Raw genomic sequence first — 17,510 nt, forward strand, 5'->3', positions numbered from 1 at the left:
CCGATACCATCAAGATGGACTGTTGGTATCGGAAGCCCGTTTCTCGACCATCCTGCGCCATACCAACATCGCTACCAACAAAGTGGCTCGGCTGGGGTGACACGCAGCGATACGGGGTGGGAAAAATAATCCTTGTCAGTCAAAGAGATCATACGATTTTTGGCACGGAGCGGGACGGTCTGAAACCACCCTAATTCACTCCCACTCGATCGTCCCCGGCGGCTTGCTGGTTACGTCATAGACCACGCGATTCACCCCGCGCACCTCATTGATGATGCGCGTCGCCGCCCGGCCGAGAAACGCCATGTCGAAAGGATAGAAATCCGCCGTCATTCCGTCGGTGCTCGTCACCGCGCGCAGGGCGCAGACATGGTCGTAGCTGCGGCCGTCGCCCATCACGCCTACGGTGCGCACCGGCAGCAGCACGGCGAAGGCCTGCCAGATCACGTCATAGAGCCCGGCCTTGCGGATCTCGTCGAGATAGATCGCGTCCGCCTTGCGCAAAATCTCCAGCTTCTCGCGCGTGATGCCGCCCGGGCAGCGGATGGCGAGGCCGGGGCCGGGGAAGGGGTGGCGGCCGACGAAAGCCTCCGGCAGACCCAGCTCGCGGCCGAGCGCGCGCACCTCGTCCTTGAACAATTCGCGCAAGGGCTCGACCAGCTTCATATTCATGCGCTCGGGCAGGCCGCCGACATTGTGATGCGATTTGATCGTCACCGAAGGCCCGCCGGAGAAGGACACGCTCTCGATCACATCCGGATAGAGCGTGCCCTGCGCCAGAAATTGCGGCGCGCCGCGCCCGTCGGCGGCGATCTTCTTCGCCTCTTCCTCGAAAGTCTCGATGAAGAGGCGGCCGATCGTCTTGCGCTTGACCTCCGGGTCCTCGACGCCTTCCAGCGCTTGCAGGAACAGCTCCTGCGCCTCCACATGCACGAGCGGGATGTTGTAGTGATCGCGGAAGAGGGTGACGACCTCCTCCGCCTCGCCGCCGCGCAGCAATCCGTGATCGACAAAGACGCAAGTCAGCGCATCGCCGATCGCCTCATGGATCAGCACAGCGGCCACGGCGGAATCGACGCCGCCCGAAAGCCCGCAGAGCACGCGGCCGGAGCCCACCTGGCGGCGGATCGCGTCGATCGCCTCGCCGCGAAAGGCCGACATGGTCCAATCGGATTTCAGCCCCGCGACCTTATGCACGAAATTGGCGATCAGCTTGGCGCCGTCCGGCGTATGCGCGACCTCGAGATGGAATTGCACGCCGTAATAGCGGCGGGCTTCGTCGGCGATCGCGCCCATGGGCGCGTTCTCCGAGGCGGCGATAACGCGAAAGCCTTCCGGCAGGCGGGTGACGCGGTCGCCATGGCTCATCCACACGGGATAGCGGGAACCCTTTTCCCACACGCCGGCAAAGAGCGGGCTCTCCTCGACGACGCCGATCTCGGCGCGGCCGAATTCGCGATGATGGCCGCCCTCCACGGCGCCGCCCAGTTGCGCGGCCAGCAGCTGCTCGCCATAGCAGATGGCGAGCACGGGGATTTTCGCGTCGAAAATGCTCTGCGGCGCGCGCGGCGAGCCGTCCTCGGTGACGGAGCAGGGGCCGCCGGAGAGGATCACCGCCTTGGGGCGGATTTCGGCGAAGGCGCGCTCGGCGTTTTGGAAGGGCGCGATCTCGCAATAGACGCCCGCCTCGCGCACGCGCCGCGCGATGAGCTGCGTCACCTGCGAGCCGAAATCGACGATCAGCAGCTTGTCGTGGCGATCGGCGATGTCGTGATGGAAGCTCTCAGTGGCGGTCATGCTGGTCTTTCGTGTGTGGGGGCTCGCGAGACGTAGTGACTACCCCTCGTCGTCGGCAATGCGCAAGAGCGCGGCGCGCCCCTCGGGATGTTGCGACCCGGCCGGCGAAAGGCGAAGGCCCTGTCTGCGAGGACTGCTCACATTTGCGGAGGTTTCTCGGAAAACATCGTCTCGGCGTCCTGCGCCCCATGAATGACGCGCACGATTCCAATTGGACGCATCGACGGCTCATAGACGATCAAATAGGAAAAGACCGGCCAAAACTTCACCATCTCGTTGGTGAGGTCCCCTCTTCTGTGCCCTATCCCTGGGTTCTCGGCGATGACGCGCAGCGCGCGACGTATTTCCCGCAGGACATGCCGGGCGAGCGTCGGACCGCCTTTGCGGGTCAGATAGCGCCTTATGGCCTCGAGATCGCTCTGGGCTTCCGGCGAAAGGCGAAAGCGGCTCACTCGGCGCCGCGCCGCTCCTCGGCGTCGATCTCCGCTTCCAGCCGATCGAATACGTCCTCGCCGTCCTCGCCTTTTCCGGCCCGCAGCGACGTGAGGCCCGCCGCGATCTGCGCGCGGATCTCATCCTTGCGCCAGGCCTCCAGCCGATCGCGCTCCTCCATCAGGCGCAGCGCTTCGCGCACCACTTCGCTCGCGGAGGTGTAGCGGCCGGTCTGCACCTTCTGATGCACCAGCTGCTCGAGCTCTGGGGTAAGGCTCACATTCATGGGGTCGCCCGGGGACAAAGGTCTCTTTGGCCTAAGATAGCGCAATAACGAGCGTTGACAAATTTCGTTATTCACCCGCGCTTCAGCACGCACACATAGAATCCATCGGTCCCCGCCGTCAGCGGCGTCAGCCGAAACCCCGCCCCATGCGGCGAGGAGAATTGCGTCAGCTCCGGCAGCCCGGCCTTGGCCGCCGCCTCCTCGGCCGGAACGGCGGAAAAATCCGCATGTCCTTCGAGAAAGCGCGCGATCTGCGCCTCATTCTCGTCGATCAGCAGTGAGCAGGTCACATAGACTACGCGCCCGCCCGCCTTCACGAAGCGCGGGGCCTTGTCCAGCAGTTCCTGCTGCTCGGCGATGCGCTCCTCGAGCGCGCCGGGGGCGAGGCGCCATTTGGCGTCCGGGTGGCGCCGCCAGGTTCCGGTTCCGGTGCAGGGCGCATCGATCAGCACGAGGCCGCAGCGCGCCTCGAGATCGGCGAGCACATCCGCCTTCCCGCGCGGGGCGCGGACCTGCACATTGCGCGCGCCGGCCCGCTCGAGGCGCGGATAGATGGGGGTGAGGCGCCGGCCGTCGTCGTCGAAGGCGTAGATCTGCCCGCGATTGTGCATCTGTCCGGCGAGGGCCAGCGTCTTGCCGCCGCCGCCGGCGCAGAGGTCCAGAACCTGCTCGCCGGGCTCGGCGGCGCAGAGCAGGGCGGCGAGCTGCGAGCCTTCGTCCTGCGGCTCGACCAAGCCTTTGACATAGGCGGACTCTGCCGTCAGCGCCGGGCCGCGTCCCTTGGTCGGCGGCGCGATGCGCAGGCCGAGTGGCGACAAAGGTGTCGGCTCCGGCGAAAGATGTGCGAGACGGCGCAGCGCGTCCTCGCGCGAGGCCTTCAAAATATTGGCGCGCAGATCGATCGGCGCGCGCGCGGCGAGAGCGCGGCCCTCCTCGGCGGCGGCCGCGCCGAAGGCGGCGGCGAAGCGCTCGGCCAGCCATTCGGGATAGTCGCCGAGAATATGCGCCGGCGCGCCCTCGAGCGTCGCCGCAGCGAGGCGCTCGCGCTCCTCATCCGTGAGCGGGGCGGGGGCGTGGCCCTCGCCGGAGAACAGCGCCGCGATCTCCTCGACGGACAGCCCGCGCGATTCGCGCAGCGCGCCGACGACCACGGCGCGGGGCGCGTCGGAGCCCATCAGGAAAGCGGCCGAGGCGCGTTTGCGCAGCGCGTCGAACACGAGGCTCGAAATGGAGGCGCGGTCCTTGGAGCCGGCGAATCGGTGCGAAAGCCCCCAATCCTTGATCGCATCGGCGGCCGGACGGCGGCGCTCGGCGAGTTCGGCGAGGATTTCTATGGCGGCGGAGACTTGTGCGGCGGGAGTCATTGTCGCTCTGCTTTACGGCGTCGCGAGCCGGCAGGCCAGCGCCGGCGCGTCCCTGAGACCAGATAGCGCGTGAAAAAACAAAAAGTCTCAGAAAATAGCTATAGTCGCGCTCATGGCCACATTCTAGCCTCAATGGCCTCGCTCAAGTCATGTTGCGCCGCGAAATCCTCGGCGTTTTCCACCCCATCGACGGAAGCCAAAAGATGCGCTCTCTTCGTCCGTTCGCCGCCATTCTGCTCGCTCTCTCCCTCGCCGCCTGCGCGGCTCAGTCGCAGCCCGATTTGACCCCGCCGCCGAAGAAGCCGCTCGACGCCAAGACCCAGCTCGAGACCGGCCGCAAATATTGAGTTTTCGCTTCGCCGCCGCGGGTCGTCGCCAAAAACGGCCATCCGCGCGGCGAAGATCGCTCTTCGGCGTCATTCCGCGATCGAGGATGCGTCCGCGTAGAGCAGCGCCAGCAGTTTCGCCGACAATTCTTGCGTCGTCAGGCCCAGAGCGAAGGCGGTCTGTCGATAATCGCCGTTGAAGCGGCGCAATGTGCGCAGCACCAGCCGGCGTTCGACGGCCTCGATCGAATAGCCGATGAGCATGTCCACGGCTATATCCGCGGTGTCGAGTGGAATTTGCCCGTGCTGCTGCGCAGGCCGGGCGGCGGCGCGGTCGATCGCCTCCTCCTCTCCGGCGATCAGCAGGAGTCGGCTCCGCTCCGCCCCGTCTGTCGGGATGCGCGGGCGTTTGCGCCGATCCGCTCCCATCGGCTCGCCTTTCGACGCCAGCGAAAATGCGACGGGATCGCCGATGGAGAGATAGGGCCCGTCTTCGTCGAACCGCACCAGAAATTGCGGCGCGAGGCCCTGGAAGTCGGCGGCGTAGACGAACGTCAGCTCCGCGCCGAGCGCCCGCAGCCTGACGCGTCGATACATGCTCGGATCGTCGCCGGATCGGCGGCTCTCCGAAACTTCGTCACGACGCGGGCCACGCCGTCCGAAGGCCGATGCGCCGGCGCAGGCGCCTGTGGAGCGGCCCGACATCAGGCGTCTCCTCGCGCCTGCCAGCCCGCATAGACGCCGACAAGGGCCGCCAGAAAGACCAGCGCGGCGGCAAACGCTCCTCCGGCGGCCAGAAGCCCGATAACCGCGCCGGAGACAGCGGCGATCATCATTCCCGTGACCGTGTCCGACACGCGGATGTCCGCGGCCTCGAGATCGCGCGGGCGCGCCCGCTCGTCCGGGACCGCGAGCTCGTCGCGGCCGAATGCCGAAGAAAAAGAAGAGATTTTTTCCTCTCCGCCTCGGCGTCGGGCTGCAGCGTCAAACTCTCGGATTTGCGGCATAAACGGTCCTTTGTGACCATAACTAGCGCGTAAAAATCCTGTGACATCGTGCGCATGTTAGCATTGTAATTACAGGATTATTTTAACCGAGCGCATATTTCAAGGCGCGGGAAAGAAAGGACCGATTTTGTCAAGCCTTTCTGTCTCGTAACGAGATGGTTTGGTAGACGAAAACCGATTCTTTACGACGTGGCAGCGCCGTTTTGGCATCGAGACACGAGAACAAATAATGATCGTCGGCTATGCGCGAGTATCCACAGACGAGCAAAAACTCGATCTGCAGATCAAAGCCTTAGAAAAGGTAGGATGTGATGAAATTTTTACAGATCACGGACGGTCAGGACTTGATTTCGGTCGCGCGGGTCTGGAGAAGGCGATACGAAATTTGAAGTCCGGCGACACTTTGATCGTCTGGCGCCTGGATCGGCTCGGCCGGTCTTTGCCGGCTCTCGTCGCGTTGATGGATCAGCTCGGCAAGCGAGGGATCGATTTTCAGTCTCTGACGGAGAACATCAACACGACCTCGTCGGGCGGCCGGCTGATGTTCCATATGATGGCGGCGCTGGCCGAGTTCGAGCGCTCCCTCATCAGCGAAAGAACGCGGGCGGGGCTGTCCGCCGCGCGTGCGCGCGGCTGCACGCTCGGCCGGCCGAAATCGCTCAGCCCCGATCAGATCGCCGACGCCTTCGAGGCCATACGACATGAGAAGACGCAGATGCAGGAGGTGGCGGAAGAGCTGGGTGTATCCGTTCGCACGCTCCAGCGGAGCCTGCGCAACGCCTTTCCCGCCGGGAGGGGCTAGAGTCTTTCCGTGTTTCATCGAAACACGGAAAGACTCCAGGCTTTTGTTTTGATCGCGTTTCCAACGCCGAACCGGCGTCCGCTTCGGCTAGAAAATGCGCCAGTCTCGTCGATCGCGACGAGTCTTTTCATGTTCCACCGGACATGAACAAAGGCTCGTCGCGCGCGGCCGCCGCGAATGTCATTCGGCCTCGAACTTGCCGCTCGCGCGATGCAGGGCGCGAATGCGCCGGACCGTGCCGGTGGAGGAGCGGTAGACCAGCGTCTCCGTCTCGATCGCTTCCCTGTCGAAGACCGCGCCGAACAGCAGCGGCCCGTCGGTGACGCCGGTCGCGCAGACCATCACATCCCCGGAGGCGAGCTCCTCGAGCGCATATTTCTTGCGCGGATCGCGCACGCCCATTTCCGCCGCCCGCGCGATTTTGGCCGGGCTGTCGAGCACGAGGCGGCCCTGCATCTGGCCGCCGACGCAGCGCAGCACGCCGGCCGCCAGCACGCCCTCCGGCGCGCCGCCGGCGCCGAGATACATATCGACGCCCGTCTCCGCCGGCTGGGCGGTGAAGATGATGCCCGCCACATCGCCGTCGCTGATGAGCCGCACCCGCGCGCCCGCCGCGCGGCAACGCGCGATCAGCTCGGCATGGCGGGGCCGGTCCAATATGCAGATGGTGACGTCCTGCGCCGCGACGCCCTTGGCCGCGGCGAGGGCGGCGATATTGGCGTCCGGCTCATTGTCGAGATCGACGACGCCCGGCGGATAGCCGGGGCCGATGGCGATTTTGTCCATATAGACATCGGGCGCATAGAGCAGCGAGCCGGCCGCGGCGATGGCGACGATGGAGATCGCGCCCGGCATGTCCTTGGCGCAGAGCGTCGAGCCCTCGAGCGGCGCCACGGCGAGATCGACGCGCGGGCCGCCGCCGGCGCCGACCTCCTCGCCGATGAACAGCATGGGCGCGGAATCGCGCTCACCCTCGCCGATGACGACGCGGCCGCGAATCGCCAGCCGGCCCAATTCGCTGCGCATGGCGTCGACGGCGGCTTGATCGGCTGCCATCTCATCGCCGCGCCCGCGCCAGCGCGCGGCCGCTACGGCCGCCCGCTCGGTGACGCGGGCGAGCTCGAGGGTCAGATTGCGATCGAGGGTCTTTTCTGCGGCCGATGCGGGGCGCGCCATGCATTTTTCTCCGGCGATGCGCTATTCGCGCTCGATGCGGATGACCTGCGCCGGCTCGGCGATGACGCCGTCGGCGTAGATGGCGTCGAGCGCTTCGCGCACCAGACGTTCTGTCGTCGCATGGGTGATGAGAATCACCCCGACTTGGGTGCCGACCTGGGCGGCGCCGCTGCGCCGCGCCGCGCGCGCGCCATGCTGCATGATGCTCTCGAGCGAGATTTTGCGCTCGGCCATCGCCGTGGCGATGGCGGCGAAGGCGCCCGGCACGTCCGGCACTGCGAGGCGAATGTAATAGCCGCCCTCGTGCAGCGCCGCCGGGGCGCGCTCGAGCTTGCGCAGCGAGGCGCTGGGCAGGCCGAAAGGAGCCGAGCGCACGCCTTTGGCGATATCGGCGATATCGGCGACGACGGCGGAGGCGGTGGCGTCGCCGCCGGCGCCGGGACCGACCAAGGTCAGCTCATGCACGGCGTCGGCGTCTATGGTGACGGCGTTGGTGACGCCCATCACCTGGGCGATGGCGGTGGTCTTGCGCACCATTGTGGGATGCACGCGCTGCTCTATGCCCTGGGCCGTGCGCTGGGCGACGCCGAGCAGCTTGATGCGGAAGCCGAGCTCGCCCGCCGCGTCTATGTCGGCGAGGGTGACGCGCTCTATCCCCTCTATCTCGACCGCCTCGGGCGCGATGCGCGCGCCGAAAGCGAGCGACGCGAGAATCGACAATTTATGCGCCGAGTCGAAGCCGCCTATGTCGAAGGTCGGGTCCGCCTCGGCGTAGCCTAAGCGCTGCGCCTCCTTCAGACATTCCTCGAAGGAGAGGCGCTCGGCCTCCATACGCGAGAGGATGTAATTGCAGGTGCCGTTCAAAATGCCATAGACGCGCTCGATCGAATTGCCGGCGAGCCCCTCGCGCAGCGTCTTGACGATCGGAATGCCGCCGGCGACCGAAGCCTCGAAGGCGAGCGCGACATGGCGGCTCTCGGCCAGCTCGGCCAGCGCCGAGCCATGGGCGGAGAGCAGCGCTTTATTGGCGGTGACGACCGACTTGCCCTTGGCGAGCGCGGTCTCGACGCTGACGCGCGCCGGTCCTTCGGAGCCGCCGATCAGCTCGACGAAAAGATCTATGCCGTCCGCGGCGGCGAGGGCGATCGGATCGTCATAGAAGGCGGCGCCGGCGAGGTCGACGCCGCGGTCCTTGCCCTTGTCGCGGGCGGAAACCGCCGTGACGACGATCTCGCGCCCCGTGCGCGCCGCCAGCGCTTGCGCCTGCCTTAGCAGCAGCCGCACGACCGAAGCGCCCACCGTGCCCAAGCCCGCGACGCCGACGCGCAAAATTTCCGCCATTTGACCCTGTTCCGGAAAAAGGAGCTCGCGCCGCGGCGCAGGGCCGTGGCGCGCGCTGTTGTGACTTATTCCGGCGAAGGGATCAAGGAAAGCCTTCCCGCGAGGCGGCGAGCCTCAGCGGCTCAGCAGCCGCATTTGGCCTCGCAGGACTTCTTCTCGACCTTGGCCTTGTCGATATTGCCATTATAGGCCTGCGACGCCTTGATCCAGACCTCGTCGCAGCTCTCCATGCAGTGTGCCTGCTTGTCGTCGCCGCGATTGTCGCAGCTCACTTTTTCGATCGGCCGCGGCGAGAAGCCGAGATCGCCGACCCGATGCGGCGTCGCCTGGGCGAGTCCGGCGCCGGCCGCGGCGGCAATGAGGGCGAGGGTGCAGACGAGGCGAATTTTCATTGTCGTTTCCTCCAATTGCGGGCCTCACGAAACGTCGCTCGCGCCGATCGCGAGGGCGTCCGGGCCTTCTTCGGTCGTTTCAGGCGCGCCGCCTTCGACCTGCGGGGCGGTCGAAGGCGGCGCGCGCCACATCCCGCTTTTCTCCGCGGACCGGTCGCCTCGAGAGGGAATAACGGGCGGCCGCCGGCGATGAGCCGTCGGGATGCGAACGGGCGCGATCGCCGACGCGGGAGCGCGCCAGCAATTGCATCGTTATACGATCAAATTCATATCGTGTAACGATGTATCTGGCAAGCCCGCGCTCGCGGCCGTGGCGCGTTCTGGCGAGGGGCTGGGGCAGGGACCGATTGGCCGAGCCTGCGACTGTGAAGTCTGCGACTTGACGGACGGCCCTGGAGCGCGCATGTTAGCGCTATGACGAGCACGCTCCACTCCTGCATCCTTTGTCGGATCATTATCAGCTAGCGCAAAAGCTGGCCGGAGCCGTCACGTCTCTCTTCATGACACGCAATGACGCCCCGGGCCGGCAGGCCGAGGGGAAATTCATGTCGTCCGACGCTCCCGTTCTGAAGCTCTACAATACGCTGACGCGCGCCAAGGAGGAGTTCCGTCCCCTCGATCCGGCGAATGTGCGCATGTATGTCTGCGGCCCCACGGTCTATGACTACGCCCATATCGGCAATGCGCGGCCGATCATCGTCTTCGACGTGCTGTTTCGCCTGCTGCGCCATCTCTATGGCGCCGATCATGTCACTTATGTCCGCAACATTACCGACGTCGATGACAAGATCAACGCGCGGGCCGCCGAGCGCGGAATCACCATCCGCGAGCTGACCGAGGGCACCAACAAGATATTCCAGGAGGATGTGAAGGCGCTCGGCTGCCTCGAGCCGACCGTGCAGCCGCGCGCGACGGAGCATATCGCCGAGATGATCGCGCTCATCGAGAAGATGATCGCCGCCGGCCACGCCTATGCGGCGGATGGTCATGTGCTGTTCGACGTGCCATCGATGGCGGATTATGGACGGCTGTCGCGCCGTCCGCTCGACGAGATGATCGCCGGCGCGCGCGTCGATGTCGCGCCCTATAAGCGCGGCGACATGGATTTCGTGCTGTGGAAGCCGTCGAAGGAGAGCGAGCCCGGCTGGGAGTCGCCCTGGGGTCGCGGCCGGCCCGGCTGGCATCTCGAATGCTCGGCCATGTCGTGGAAACATTTGGGCGAGGTGTTCGACATTCATGGCGGCGGCATCGATCTCGTATTTCCGCATCACGAGAACGAAATCGCCCAGACGCGCTGCGCCTTCGGTCACGAGGCGATGGCGAATTACTGGATGCACAATGGATTCCTGCAGGTCGAGGGCGAGAAAATGTCCAAGAGCCTGGGGAATTTCGTGACGATAAACGAGCTTCTGCACACGGAGAATTTCGGCGGGCGGAAATGGCCGGGCGAAGTGCTGCGCCTCGCCATGCTGCGCACGCATTATCGCCAGCCGATCGATTTTACGGTGAAGGCGCTGGAGGAGGCGGAGGCGAGCCTGCGCAAATGGAGCGCGCAGATCGGCGAGGTTTCCGCTGGGCCCGCGGCTGCGGGCGAGGTTTTGAATGCGCTCGCCGATGATCTGAATACGCCACTCGCGCTCGCATCGCTGCATGAGCTGGACGCCGCTGCGCTCGACGGAGCGTTGAAGCTCTTCGGCATAGACATTCGCGCCTATCGGCAATGGGTCGAAGGCGAGACGAAACAGGCTGTCGATGTGGATCAGGTTTCCTCATTGATCTCGAGTCGTCTCGCCGCCCGCGCCGCCAAGAACTGGGCCGAGTCCGACCGCATTCGCGACGAGCTCGCGGCGATGGGCGTCGCGCTGAAGGACAATAAGGACGGCACGACGACATGGGAGGTGAAGCGATGAAGCTTCACTGCGCTCGCGCATTAGCCAACAATCACGACGCGCGACTCCTTCTCCCGCTATGCGGGAGAAGGTGGCCCGGCCATAGGGCGTCCGAGAGGACGCCCGTCGCAAGCGAGGGGCTTTTGGTCGGGTCGGATGAGGGCTCGCTGCGGCGACGGGAATCGTCAGACATCGTCACGGACCCTCATCCGACCCTCGCTGACGCGAGGGCCACCTTCTCCCATAAATGGGCGAAGGAGACGCGCACGAAGATTCCGTCTTTCGTGAGAGGAGACAACGCCCATGCTTAAGAACGACTGGCGCAGATTTCTGCCCTTTCCGGGGCATTGGGCGTCTTATCTCGTGTTCAAGCTCATCATCCTCGCGCTCGCAGCCGTCGCCGCATGGCATGTGCTCGCGGCTTTCGAGCTGATCTAGCCATGGAGCGCGCCGCTTCCGCTCCCGGGCTTCGTCCCTTTCTGCCGACCGATGCGCCGCGCCTCGCGCAATTGTTTCGCGCGAGCATAGAGACGCTCGCGGCGGAAGATTATGGCGAGGACCAGCTCGCCGCCTGGGCCGCCGCCGCCGATGACGAAGAGGCTTTCGCCAAAAAGCTCGCCGGCGCGCTCACCATTGTCGCCTCGCTCGACGGCGAGATCGCTGGCTTCGCCGCGCTGCGCGACAATAAGCTCTTCGACATGCTCTATGTGCATCCGCGCGCGGCGCGGCGCGGCGTCGCCTCGGCGCTCGCCGACGCCATGGAAAAGCTCGCCGCCGCGCGGGGGACGCACGAGATCAGCGTCGACGCTTCCGACGCGGCGCGCGATTTTTTCGCCGCGCGCGGCTATGTCGCCCATCAGCGTAACATGCGCGAGCTGCGCGGCGAATGGCTCGGCAACACCACGATGAAGAAGACACTCGAGAGCAAGGCTGCAACGCAATGACACGGGAGAGGCTGACGCTCTTCGACACGACGCTGCGCGATGGCGCGCAGACGACCGGCGTCGATTTCTCGCTCGCCGACAAGCGCCAGATCGCCGCGATGCTCGACGAGCTCGGCCTCGATTACATCGAGGGCGGCTATCCCGGCGCCAATCCGCTCGATACGGAATTCTTCGCGAAACGTCCGCCCTTGAAGGCGCATTTCGCCGCCTTCGGCATGACGCGGCGGCAGGGACGCTCGGCGTCCAACGATCCCGGCGTCGCCGCTCTGCTGGACGCCGATTGCGATTGCGTGACCTTCGTCGCCAAGGCCTGGGATTATCAAGTGCGCGTCGCTTTGCGCTCGACGCTCGAGGACAATCTCGACGGCATTCGCCAATCCGTCGCGGCGGCCGTCGCGCGTGGCAAGGAAGTGCTCGTCGATTGCGAGCATTTCTTCGACGGATACAAGGAAAACCCCGATTATGCGCTGGCCTGCGCCAATGCCGCGCATGAGGCGGGCGCAAGATGGATCGTGCTCTGCGACACAAATGGCGGCTCGCAGCCCAATGAGGTGGAGCGCATCGTCGCGGAGGTCGCGCGCGTCATTCCGGGCGCCAAGCTCGGCATTCACGCGCATGATGATACGGGGCAGGCGGTCGCCGTCTCGCTGGCCGCGGTGCGCGGCGGCGCGCGGCAGATACAAGGCGCGCTCAACGGGCTCGGCGAGCGCTGCGGCAACGCCAATCTCACGACGATCATCGGCAATCTTCTGCTGAAGAGCGAGTTTTCGGATCGCTTCGAGATCGGCGTGACGCGTGAGAGTCTGACGCATTTGACGCGCACCAGCCATGCGCTCGACGAATTGCTCAATCGCGCGCCCAATCGTCACGCGCCTTACGTCGGCGCCAGCGCCTTCGCCACCAAGGCTGGCATTCACGCCTCCGCAGTGCTGACCGATCCGCGCACTTACGAGCATGTGCCGCCGGAGAGCGTCGGCAATCAGCGCCGCGTGCTGGTGTCGGATCAGGCAGGAAAATCCAATATCATCGCCGAGCTGGAGCGATTGGGAATTTCGCTCGCGAAGGACGATCCGCGGCTCACGCGCCTGCTGGACGAGGTGAAGGAGAAGGAGGCGCAAGGCTACGCCTATGAAGGCGCCGACGCCTCTTTCTATCTGCTCGCCAAGCGTGTGCTCGGCGAGGTTCCGCATTATTTCGACATTGAGCGCTACAGCGTCGCCGTGGATCGCCGCTTCGGCGTCAATCTCGGCGCGGAGGAGGCGGGCGCGGAGGCGATCGTCAAGCTGCGCATAGACGGGCGCTCGACGATCTCCGCCGCCGAGGGCAATGGCCCGATCAATGCGCTCGATGTCGCGCTGCGCAAGGATCTCGGCAAATATCAATCCTTCATCGAGGATGTGAAGCTCGTCGATTATCGCGTGCGCGTGTTCCAGGGCGGCACGGATGCGGTGACGCGCGTGCTGGTCGAATGCGCGGACGCCAAAGGGGAGATATGGTCCACCGTCGGCGTCTCGCCCAATGTCGTCGATGCGTCTTTCGAGGCGCTGGTCGACGCGATCGTCTATAAGCTGGTGAGGTCTGGCGCGGTCTAGCAGCTCTTCCTTCTCCCGCCTGCGGGAGAAGGTGGCCGACGAAGTCGGGTCGGATGAGGGCTGCTTCGGCTCGCGCAAATCGTCGAGATCGTCGCGGCGGCGACTGCCCTCATCCGACATCGCTTCGCGAGACCACCTTCTCCCATTTCATGGGAGAAGGGAGCGCGCGCCTTCAAAAATGCTTTTCTATCGCCGTCTCGTCGCCTTCGCTCTTGGCGACGCGTGTCGCGCGCAGCATGGGGATCACATCCTCTATGCGCTCGGCGACCATATAGCGCACCTCATAGCCAGGGCGGATGAAGCCGGCGTTGTGCATATGCGCGAAGAGCGAGAGCAGCGGCTTCCAGAAGCCGCCTATGTCGGCGATGACGAGCGGCTTGCTGTGGCGGCCGAGCTGAATCCAGGTCAATTGCTCGGTCAGCTCCTCGAGCGTGCCGATGCCGCCCGGCAGCGCCACGAAAGCGTCGGACTTTTCGAACATCAGACGCTTGCGCGTATGCATGTCCGGCACGACCTCCAGCTCGGTGACGGAGGAGAGCGCGACCTCGCGCTCGTCGAGAAAGCTCGGAATAATTCCAGTGACCTTGCCGCCCTGCGCCAGCGTGGCCCTCGCGACGGCGCCCATCAGGCCGCAGGAGCCGCCGCCGAAGACGAGATTCACGCCTTCGCGCGCTAGCGCTGCGCCCAGCGCTTCGGCGGCATGGGCGTAGACGGGATCATCGCCGGTGGAGGAGCCGCAATAGACGCAGACGCTTTGAATTTTTTTCAGATCGCTCATTTTCGTTTGATGACCCGCTCCAGCGGCTGCGTCAAGGCCGGCGGGGGCCGGCGACGTGAGCGGAGCGCTCGTGCGTTCGCACTTCAAACCACTTATATGAAATCCAGATGTCATAGCGGCGCCTCCGTTGGAAGGACTGGAACAGGGTGATGCGACAGGTCGGTGCAGAAGAAGAACAAGCTTCGGCGCAAGTCTCGGTACATGGGGTCGTCGAAGAGATAGAAAAGCCGCTCGGCCGGGAATCCGTGATCGCGACCATTCGCAAGCTCTGGCCCTATATATGGCCCAAGGGCCGGCGCGACCTGGAGCGACGCGTTCTCATCGCGCTCGCTCTGCTGCTCGTCGGAAAATTGGTGAATATGGCGGTCCCCTTCGCCTTCAAATGGGCGGCGGATGGCCTCGCTTCGGACGCCGCCGTCCCGACGATCCTCGGCGGCGCCGTCGGCTTCACCATTCTCTATGGCGTGCTGCGCGCGCTCTATGCGCTGCTGACTCAGGCGCGCGACGCGCTTTTCGCGGCCGTCGCCATGCACGCCGTGCGGCGCCTCGCCAATCACGTCTTCGTGCATATGCATCAATTGTCGCTGCGCTTTCACATCGGCCGCAAGACCGGCGGCCTGACGCGCGTGCTGGAGCGCGGCCGCGACGGCATTGAGACACTCACGCGGCTCGTGATGTCGACGGCGGTTCCCACAATCGTCGAGTTCGCGCTCGTCGTCGGCGTGCTCAGCGTGCAATTCGATTGGGATTACGCCCTCGTCGCCATGGCGACGATCGCGGCCTTTCTCATCTACACGCTCATCGCCACCAATTGGCGCATCGCCATTCGCCGCTCGATGAACGAGAGCGACGTCGACGCTAATGTGAAGGCGATCGACAGCCTTCTCAACTATGAGACGGTGAAATATTTCGTCGCCGAGCGGCGCGAGGCGGAGCGCTATGACAAATCCATGGCGATCTATGAGAACGCCAGCATTCGCTCTTACATATCGCTCGCGCTGCTGAACGCCGGGCAGGCGGTGATCTACACGATCGGCCTAGCGGTCATGATGGTCCTATGCGTGCAGGGCGTGCGCAGCGGGCGCAACAGCGTCGGCGATTTTGTGCTGGTGAACGCCATGATGATCCAGCTCTATCAGCCGCTCAATTTCATGGGCACGCTCTATCGCGAGACGCGACAGGCGATCGTCGATATCGAAAAAATGTTCGCCATTTTGTCGCAGCAGCCGGAGATCGCCGATCGTCCCGGCGCGCAGGACCTCGAGGTGAGGGAAGGGCGCATCGTCTTCGACGACGTGGTCTTCGCCTATGACAGCAAGCGGCCTATATTGCAGGGTGTGAGCTTCACGGCGGAGCCCGGCGCGACCATCGCGATCGTGGGGCCTTCGGGCGCGGGAAAGTCGACGATCTCGCGGCTGATGTTCCGCTTCTACGAGCCGCAGGCGGGGCGCGTCACCATAGACGGGCAGGATATTTCGGCCGTTACGCAGCGCTCGCTGCGCGAGGCGATCGGAATGGTGCCGCAGGATACGGTGCTGTTCAACGACAGCATCGCCTACAACATACGCTATGGCCGCTGGGACGCGAGCATGGAGGAGGTGCGCGAGGCGGCGCGTCTCGCGCAGATCGACAGCTTCATCCGCTCGCTTCCCGATGGCTATGAGGCGCAGGTCGGCGAGCGCGGGCTGAAGCTCTCGGGCGGCGAAAAGCAGCGCGTCGCCATAGCGCGCACGATTCTCAAAGCGCCGCCGCTGCTCATTCTCGACGAGGCGACATCGGCGCTCGACAGTTTTACCGAGCATGAGATTCAGGAGGCGCTGGCGCGCGTCTCGCGCGGCCGCACGACGCTCGTGATCGCGCATCGGCTGTCGACGGTCGTGGATGCGGATGAAATCCTGTTCCTCGATCGCGGCCGCATCGTCGAGCGCGGCGCGCATCTGCAATTGCTGGAGAAGAACGGCGCCTATGCCGCCATGTGGCGCCGCCAGCGGCAGGCGGATGAGGAAGGCGCCCGGCGCGGAGACGCCGAGCGACGCGAGACCGAGGAAATGCCCGCGTGAGCGCTAGCGGGCGGTCGGGCCGCGACGACCATCGCTCAGGCGGCTTTGCGGGGAAAAACGCATAGCAATAGCGATCGTCAGAAAGACGCCGACCGCCATTGCTTCCCAGGCCCCGGCGAGATCGGCGAAACGGTCTCGGATCGCGCCGGCGGCGAAAGGCGTGAGGCTGGCGATGATATAGCCGCCGCCCTGCACGAAGGCCGCGAGCTCGCCGGCGCGGGCCGGATCGTCGACATGGTCGAGCGTGACGATCAAGGACAGCGGAAACAATGCGCCGAGGCCGAGTCCCAGGAGCATCGCCGCCGGCCATGCGAGCGACAGAGGCGCCACGGCCACGCAGATCAAGCCTGCCGTTATGCTCGTCAGCACGACGAAGAGCGGCCCGCGGCGATCGGGAAAGCGCGCGATGAAAGCGGAGACGGCGAGGCTCGCGGCCACTTCCGCGAGGGTGACGCCGGCGAGCAGATAGCCGCTATAGGCGCGGCTCTGGCCGAGGCTCGTGTAATAGGGCGGCAGCCAGGCGAGGACCAGTGTGAAGGCGCCGGTGCCGACGCCGAAAAACAGCATCAGCGTCCAGGCGCGGCCGTGGCGCCATAAGGGCTCCGTCGTCTGGCTCACGCCGCCGCCGGCTTCTCTCGCGGGGAAAGGGAGCAGCAGCCAGACGAGCGTGGCGATGAACGCTGGAACCGACCAGACGCCGAGCGCGGCGGGCAGGCCGAAGTCGCGCTCGAGCCCGGCGGCGGTCGCGGCGGCCAGAGCTGCGCCGCTCATGATGCCGGTCGTGTAGAGCCCCATGATGCGGCCTGCGCCTTGGCCGAAACGCCCTTTGACGAAACCGGGCAGAAGCGCCTGCACGATCGCGACGCCGAGGCCGGCCGCCGCTGCCGTCGACAGCATTCCGGCGGCGTCGTTCCATTCCGATCGGCTCGCGCAGGCGAGGGAAATGACCGCGATCCCGATCGCGACGCCGGTCTTCGCGCCGAGAAGCCGCGTCAGACGTCGTCCCGCGAAGGCTCCGACGCCCATGAGAAACACCGGCAATGTGGTGAGCAGCCCGGCTTGCGCCGAAGACAGCCCCGCGGATTTTTCGATGATGTCGAGAATTGGGCCGAGTCCGGCCATGACCGGCCGGAGATTGAGCGCGAGGCACAGGATCGCGATCAGGGCGAAGCCATGCCCCTCGTTTCTGGCGCGGGTTTCAGGAGAGGCGGTCGCGCTATCGGCTGTGGTCATGGGCTCACTCGCAATTTTTAGGGGGACGACGCGCGCCTTGCGGCAAATTCATTGGGCGGATAATATCTCGATGATAAGTATCTTTATGTCA

Annotated in this window: 18 protein-coding genes; 7 read left to right on the forward strand and 11 right to left on the reverse strand. The window is 65.2% G+C overall.

The window, feature by feature from the left end:
• Window positions 1-195: 195 nt before the first annotated feature.
• The 4 genes from guaA to C5689_RS11460 form a co-directional block, all read right to left on the reverse strand.
• On the reverse strand, window positions 196-1,797 hold the full coding sequence (gene guaA, locus C5689_RS11445; protein WP_108917406.1) for a glutamine-hydrolyzing GMP synthase: 1,602 nt from the start codon (window positions 1,795-1,797) through the stop codon (window positions 196-198).
• A 137-nt stretch (window positions 1,798-1,934) separates the two neighbouring features.
• The gene (locus C5689_RS11450) at window positions 1,935-2,249 is read right to left on the reverse strand and encodes a type II toxin-antitoxin system RelE/ParE family toxin (protein ID WP_158271800.1); all 315 of its coding nucleotides are present in this window, start codon (window positions 2,247-2,249) and stop codon (window positions 1,935-1,937) included.
• The gene (locus C5689_RS11455; RefSeq protein WP_108917408.1) at window positions 2,246-2,515 is read right to left on the reverse strand and encodes a type II toxin-antitoxin system ParD family antitoxin; all 270 of its coding nucleotides are present in this window, start codon (window positions 2,513-2,515) and stop codon (window positions 2,246-2,248) included. The genes C5689_RS11450 and C5689_RS11455 overlap by 4 nt, the downstream gene beginning before the upstream one ends.
• A gap of 71 nt (window positions 2,516-2,586) precedes the next feature.
• A complete protein-coding gene (locus tag C5689_RS11460) occupies window positions 2,587-3,879 on the reverse strand; it encodes an RsmB/NOP family class I SAM-dependent RNA methyltransferase (protein WP_108917409.1) in 1,293 nt (430 codons plus the stop codon).
• Between the two features lie 203 nt (window positions 3,880-4,082).
• Here C5689_RS11460 and C5689_RS18470 point away from each other — a divergent pair, with 203 nt between their 5' ends.
• Window positions 4,083-4,226, forward strand: coding sequence for a hypothetical protein (locus C5689_RS18470; RefSeq protein WP_018266023.1), 144 nt, complete (start codon window positions 4,083-4,085; stop codon window positions 4,224-4,226).
• A 69-nt stretch (window positions 4,227-4,295) separates the two neighbouring features.
• Here the strand turns inward: C5689_RS18470 and C5689_RS11470 are convergent, their stop codons facing one another.
• Together C5689_RS11470 and C5689_RS18415 are read right to left on the reverse strand one after the other, a co-directional pair.
• Entirely contained in the window at window positions 4,296-4,802 is a 507-nt protein-coding gene (locus C5689_RS11470; RefSeq protein ID WP_108917411.1) for a hypothetical protein, read from the reverse strand.
• Between the two features lie 107 nt (window positions 4,803-4,909).
• The gene (locus tag C5689_RS18415) at window positions 4,910-5,062 is read right to left on the reverse strand and encodes a hypothetical protein (RefSeq protein WP_158271801.1); all 153 of its coding nucleotides are present in this window, start codon (window positions 5,060-5,062) and stop codon (window positions 4,910-4,912) included.
• 379 nt (window positions 5,063-5,441) lie between these two features.
• Here C5689_RS18415 and C5689_RS11480 point away from each other — a divergent pair, with 379 nt between their 5' ends.
• Window positions 5,442-6,014 (forward strand): recombinase family protein, encoded by a 573-nt coding sequence (locus C5689_RS11480; protein WP_108917413.1) that lies wholly within the window; start codon window positions 5,442-5,444, stop codon window positions 6,012-6,014.
• Between the two features lie 180 nt (window positions 6,015-6,194).
• Here the strand turns inward: C5689_RS11480 and glpX are convergent, their stop codons facing one another.
• The 3 genes from glpX to C5689_RS11495 all read right to left on the reverse strand — a co-directional run bounded on the left by glpX (window position 6,195) and on the right by C5689_RS11495 (window position 8,923).
• Window positions 6,195-7,190 carry a class II fructose-bisphosphatase gene (glpX, locus tag C5689_RS11485; protein ID WP_108917414.1) on the reverse strand — a complete coding sequence of 332 codons (996 nt, stop codon included), beginning with the start codon at window positions 7,188-7,190 and terminating at the stop codon, window positions 6,195-6,197.
• Between the two features lie 21 nt (window positions 7,191-7,211).
• Window positions 7,212-8,531, reverse strand: coding sequence for a homoserine dehydrogenase (locus tag C5689_RS11490; RefSeq protein ID WP_108917415.1), 1,320 nt, complete (start codon window positions 8,529-8,531; stop codon window positions 7,212-7,214).
• Window positions 8,532-8,653: 122 nt separating this feature from the next.
• On the reverse strand, window positions 8,654-8,923 hold the full coding sequence (locus C5689_RS11495) for a hypothetical protein (protein ID WP_108917416.1): 270 nt from the start codon (window positions 8,921-8,923) through the stop codon (window positions 8,654-8,656).
• Between the two features lie 545 nt (window positions 8,924-9,468).
• On the opposite strand from C5689_RS11495, the gene cysS reads away from it, so the two are divergent.
• From cysS to cimA, 4 genes are all read left to right on the forward strand, one after another.
• On the forward strand, window positions 9,469-10,833 hold the full coding sequence (gene cysS, locus C5689_RS11500) for a cysteine--tRNA ligase (protein WP_108917436.1): 1,365 nt from the start codon (window positions 9,469-9,471) through the stop codon (window positions 10,831-10,833).
• 282 nt (window positions 10,834-11,115) lie between these two features.
• Complete coding sequence (locus tag C5689_RS18960; protein WP_255461837.1) at window positions 11,116-11,250, forward strand: hypothetical protein; 135 nt, start codon at window positions 11,116-11,118, stop codon at window positions 11,248-11,250.
• Between the two features lie 2 nt (window positions 11,251-11,252).
• On the forward strand, window positions 11,253-11,756 hold the full coding sequence (locus C5689_RS11505; RefSeq protein WP_108917417.1) for a GNAT family N-acetyltransferase: 504 nt from the start codon (window positions 11,253-11,255) through the stop codon (window positions 11,754-11,756).
• Window positions 11,753-13,348: a citramalate synthase gene (cimA, locus tag C5689_RS11510; RefSeq protein ID WP_108917418.1), complete on the forward strand. Its 1,596-nt coding sequence runs from the start codon at window positions 11,753-11,755 to the stop codon at window positions 13,346-13,348. Before C5689_RS11505 ends, cimA begins: the two co-directional genes overlap by 4 nt.
• Window positions 13,349-13,520: 172 nt before the next feature.
• Here cimA and C5689_RS11515 read toward each other — a convergent pair whose 3' ends face one another.
• Window positions 13,521-14,126, reverse strand: a complete 606-nt coding sequence (locus C5689_RS11515) for an LOG family protein (protein ID WP_108917419.1) — start codon at window positions 14,124-14,126, stop codon at window positions 13,521-13,523.
• A 149-nt stretch (window positions 14,127-14,275) separates the two neighbouring features.
• Here C5689_RS11515 and C5689_RS11520 point away from each other — a divergent pair, with 149 nt between their 5' ends.
• Window positions 14,276-16,186 carry an ABCB family ABC transporter ATP-binding protein/permease gene (locus C5689_RS11520; RefSeq protein ID WP_108917420.1) on the forward strand — a complete coding sequence of 637 codons (1,911 nt, stop codon included), beginning with the start codon at window positions 14,276-14,278 and terminating at the stop codon, window positions 16,184-16,186.
• A gap of 3 nt (window positions 16,187-16,189) precedes the next feature.
• Here C5689_RS11520 and C5689_RS11525 read toward each other — a convergent pair whose 3' ends face one another.
• Window positions 16,190-17,419 carry an MFS transporter gene (locus C5689_RS11525; RefSeq protein WP_174800270.1) on the reverse strand — a complete coding sequence of 410 codons (1,230 nt, stop codon included), beginning with the start codon at window positions 17,417-17,419 and terminating at the stop codon, window positions 16,190-16,192.
• Between the last annotated feature and the right edge of the window lie 91 nt (window positions 17,420-17,510).

It is taken from the genome of Methylosinus sporium (assembly GCF_003113265.1).
GTDB lineage: Bacteria > Pseudomonadota > Alphaproteobacteria > Rhizobiales > Beijerinckiaceae > Methylosinus > Methylosinus sporium.

What these genes read in the sequence shown, in the direction of transcription:
- C5689_RS11490 (WP_108917415.1), bottom strand. Translation starts at nt 8,531, where the DNA reads ATGGCGGAAATTTTGCGCGTCGGCGTCGCGGGCTTGGGCACGGTGGGC.
- C5689_RS11525 (WP_174800270.1), bottom strand. Translation starts at nt 17,419, where the DNA reads ATGACCACAGCCGATAGCGCGACCGCCTCTCCTGAAACCCGCGCCAGA.
- guaA (WP_108917406.1), bottom strand. Translation starts at nt 1,797, where the DNA reads ATGACCGCCACTGAGAGCTTCCATCACGACATCGCCGATCGCCACGAC.
- C5689_RS11495 (WP_108917416.1), bottom strand. Translation starts at nt 8,923, where the DNA reads ATGAAAATTCGCCTCGTCTGCACCCTCGCCCTCATTGCCGCCGCGGCC.
- C5689_RS11470 (WP_108917411.1), bottom strand. Translation starts at nt 4,802, where the DNA reads ATGTATCGACGCGTCAGGCTGCGGGCGCTCGGCGCGGAGCTGACGTTC.
- cysS (WP_108917436.1), top strand. Translation starts at nt 9,469, where the DNA reads ATGTCGTCCGACGCTCCCGTTCTGAAGCTCTACAATACGCTGACGCGC.
- C5689_RS11460 (WP_108917409.1), bottom strand. Translation starts at nt 3,879, where the DNA reads ATGACTCCCGCCGCACAAGTCTCCGCCGCCATAGAAATCCTCGCCGAA.
- C5689_RS11515 (WP_108917419.1), bottom strand. Translation starts at nt 14,126, where the DNA reads ATGAGCGATCTGAAAAAAATTCAAAGCGTCTGCGTCTATTGCGGCTCC.
- C5689_RS11480 (WP_108917413.1), top strand. Translation starts at nt 5,442, where the DNA reads ATGATCGTCGGCTATGCGCGAGTATCCACAGACGAGCAAAAACTCGAT.
- C5689_RS11520 (WP_108917420.1), top strand. Translation starts at nt 14,276, where the DNA reads ATGCGACAGGTCGGTGCAGAAGAAGAACAAGCTTCGGCGCAAGTCTCG.
- C5689_RS11505 (WP_108917417.1), top strand. Translation starts at nt 11,253, where the DNA reads ATGGAGCGCGCCGCTTCCGCTCCCGGGCTTCGTCCCTTTCTGCCGACC.
- C5689_RS18470 (WP_018266023.1), top strand. Translation starts at nt 4,083, where the DNA reads ATGCGCTCTCTTCGTCCGTTCGCCGCCATTCTGCTCGCTCTCTCCCTC.
- cimA (WP_108917418.1), top strand. Translation starts at nt 11,753, where the DNA reads ATGACACGGGAGAGGCTGACGCTCTTCGACACGACGCTGCGCGATGGC.
- glpX (WP_108917414.1), bottom strand. Translation starts at nt 7,190, where the DNA reads ATGGCGCGCCCCGCATCGGCCGCAGAAAAGACCCTCGATCGCAATCTG.
- C5689_RS18960 (WP_255461837.1), top strand. Translation starts at nt 11,116, where the DNA reads ATGCTTAAGAACGACTGGCGCAGATTTCTGCCCTTTCCGGGGCATTGG.
- C5689_RS11455 (WP_108917408.1), bottom strand. Translation starts at nt 2,515, where the DNA reads ATGAATGTGAGCCTTACCCCAGAGCTCGAGCAGCTGGTGCATCAGAAG.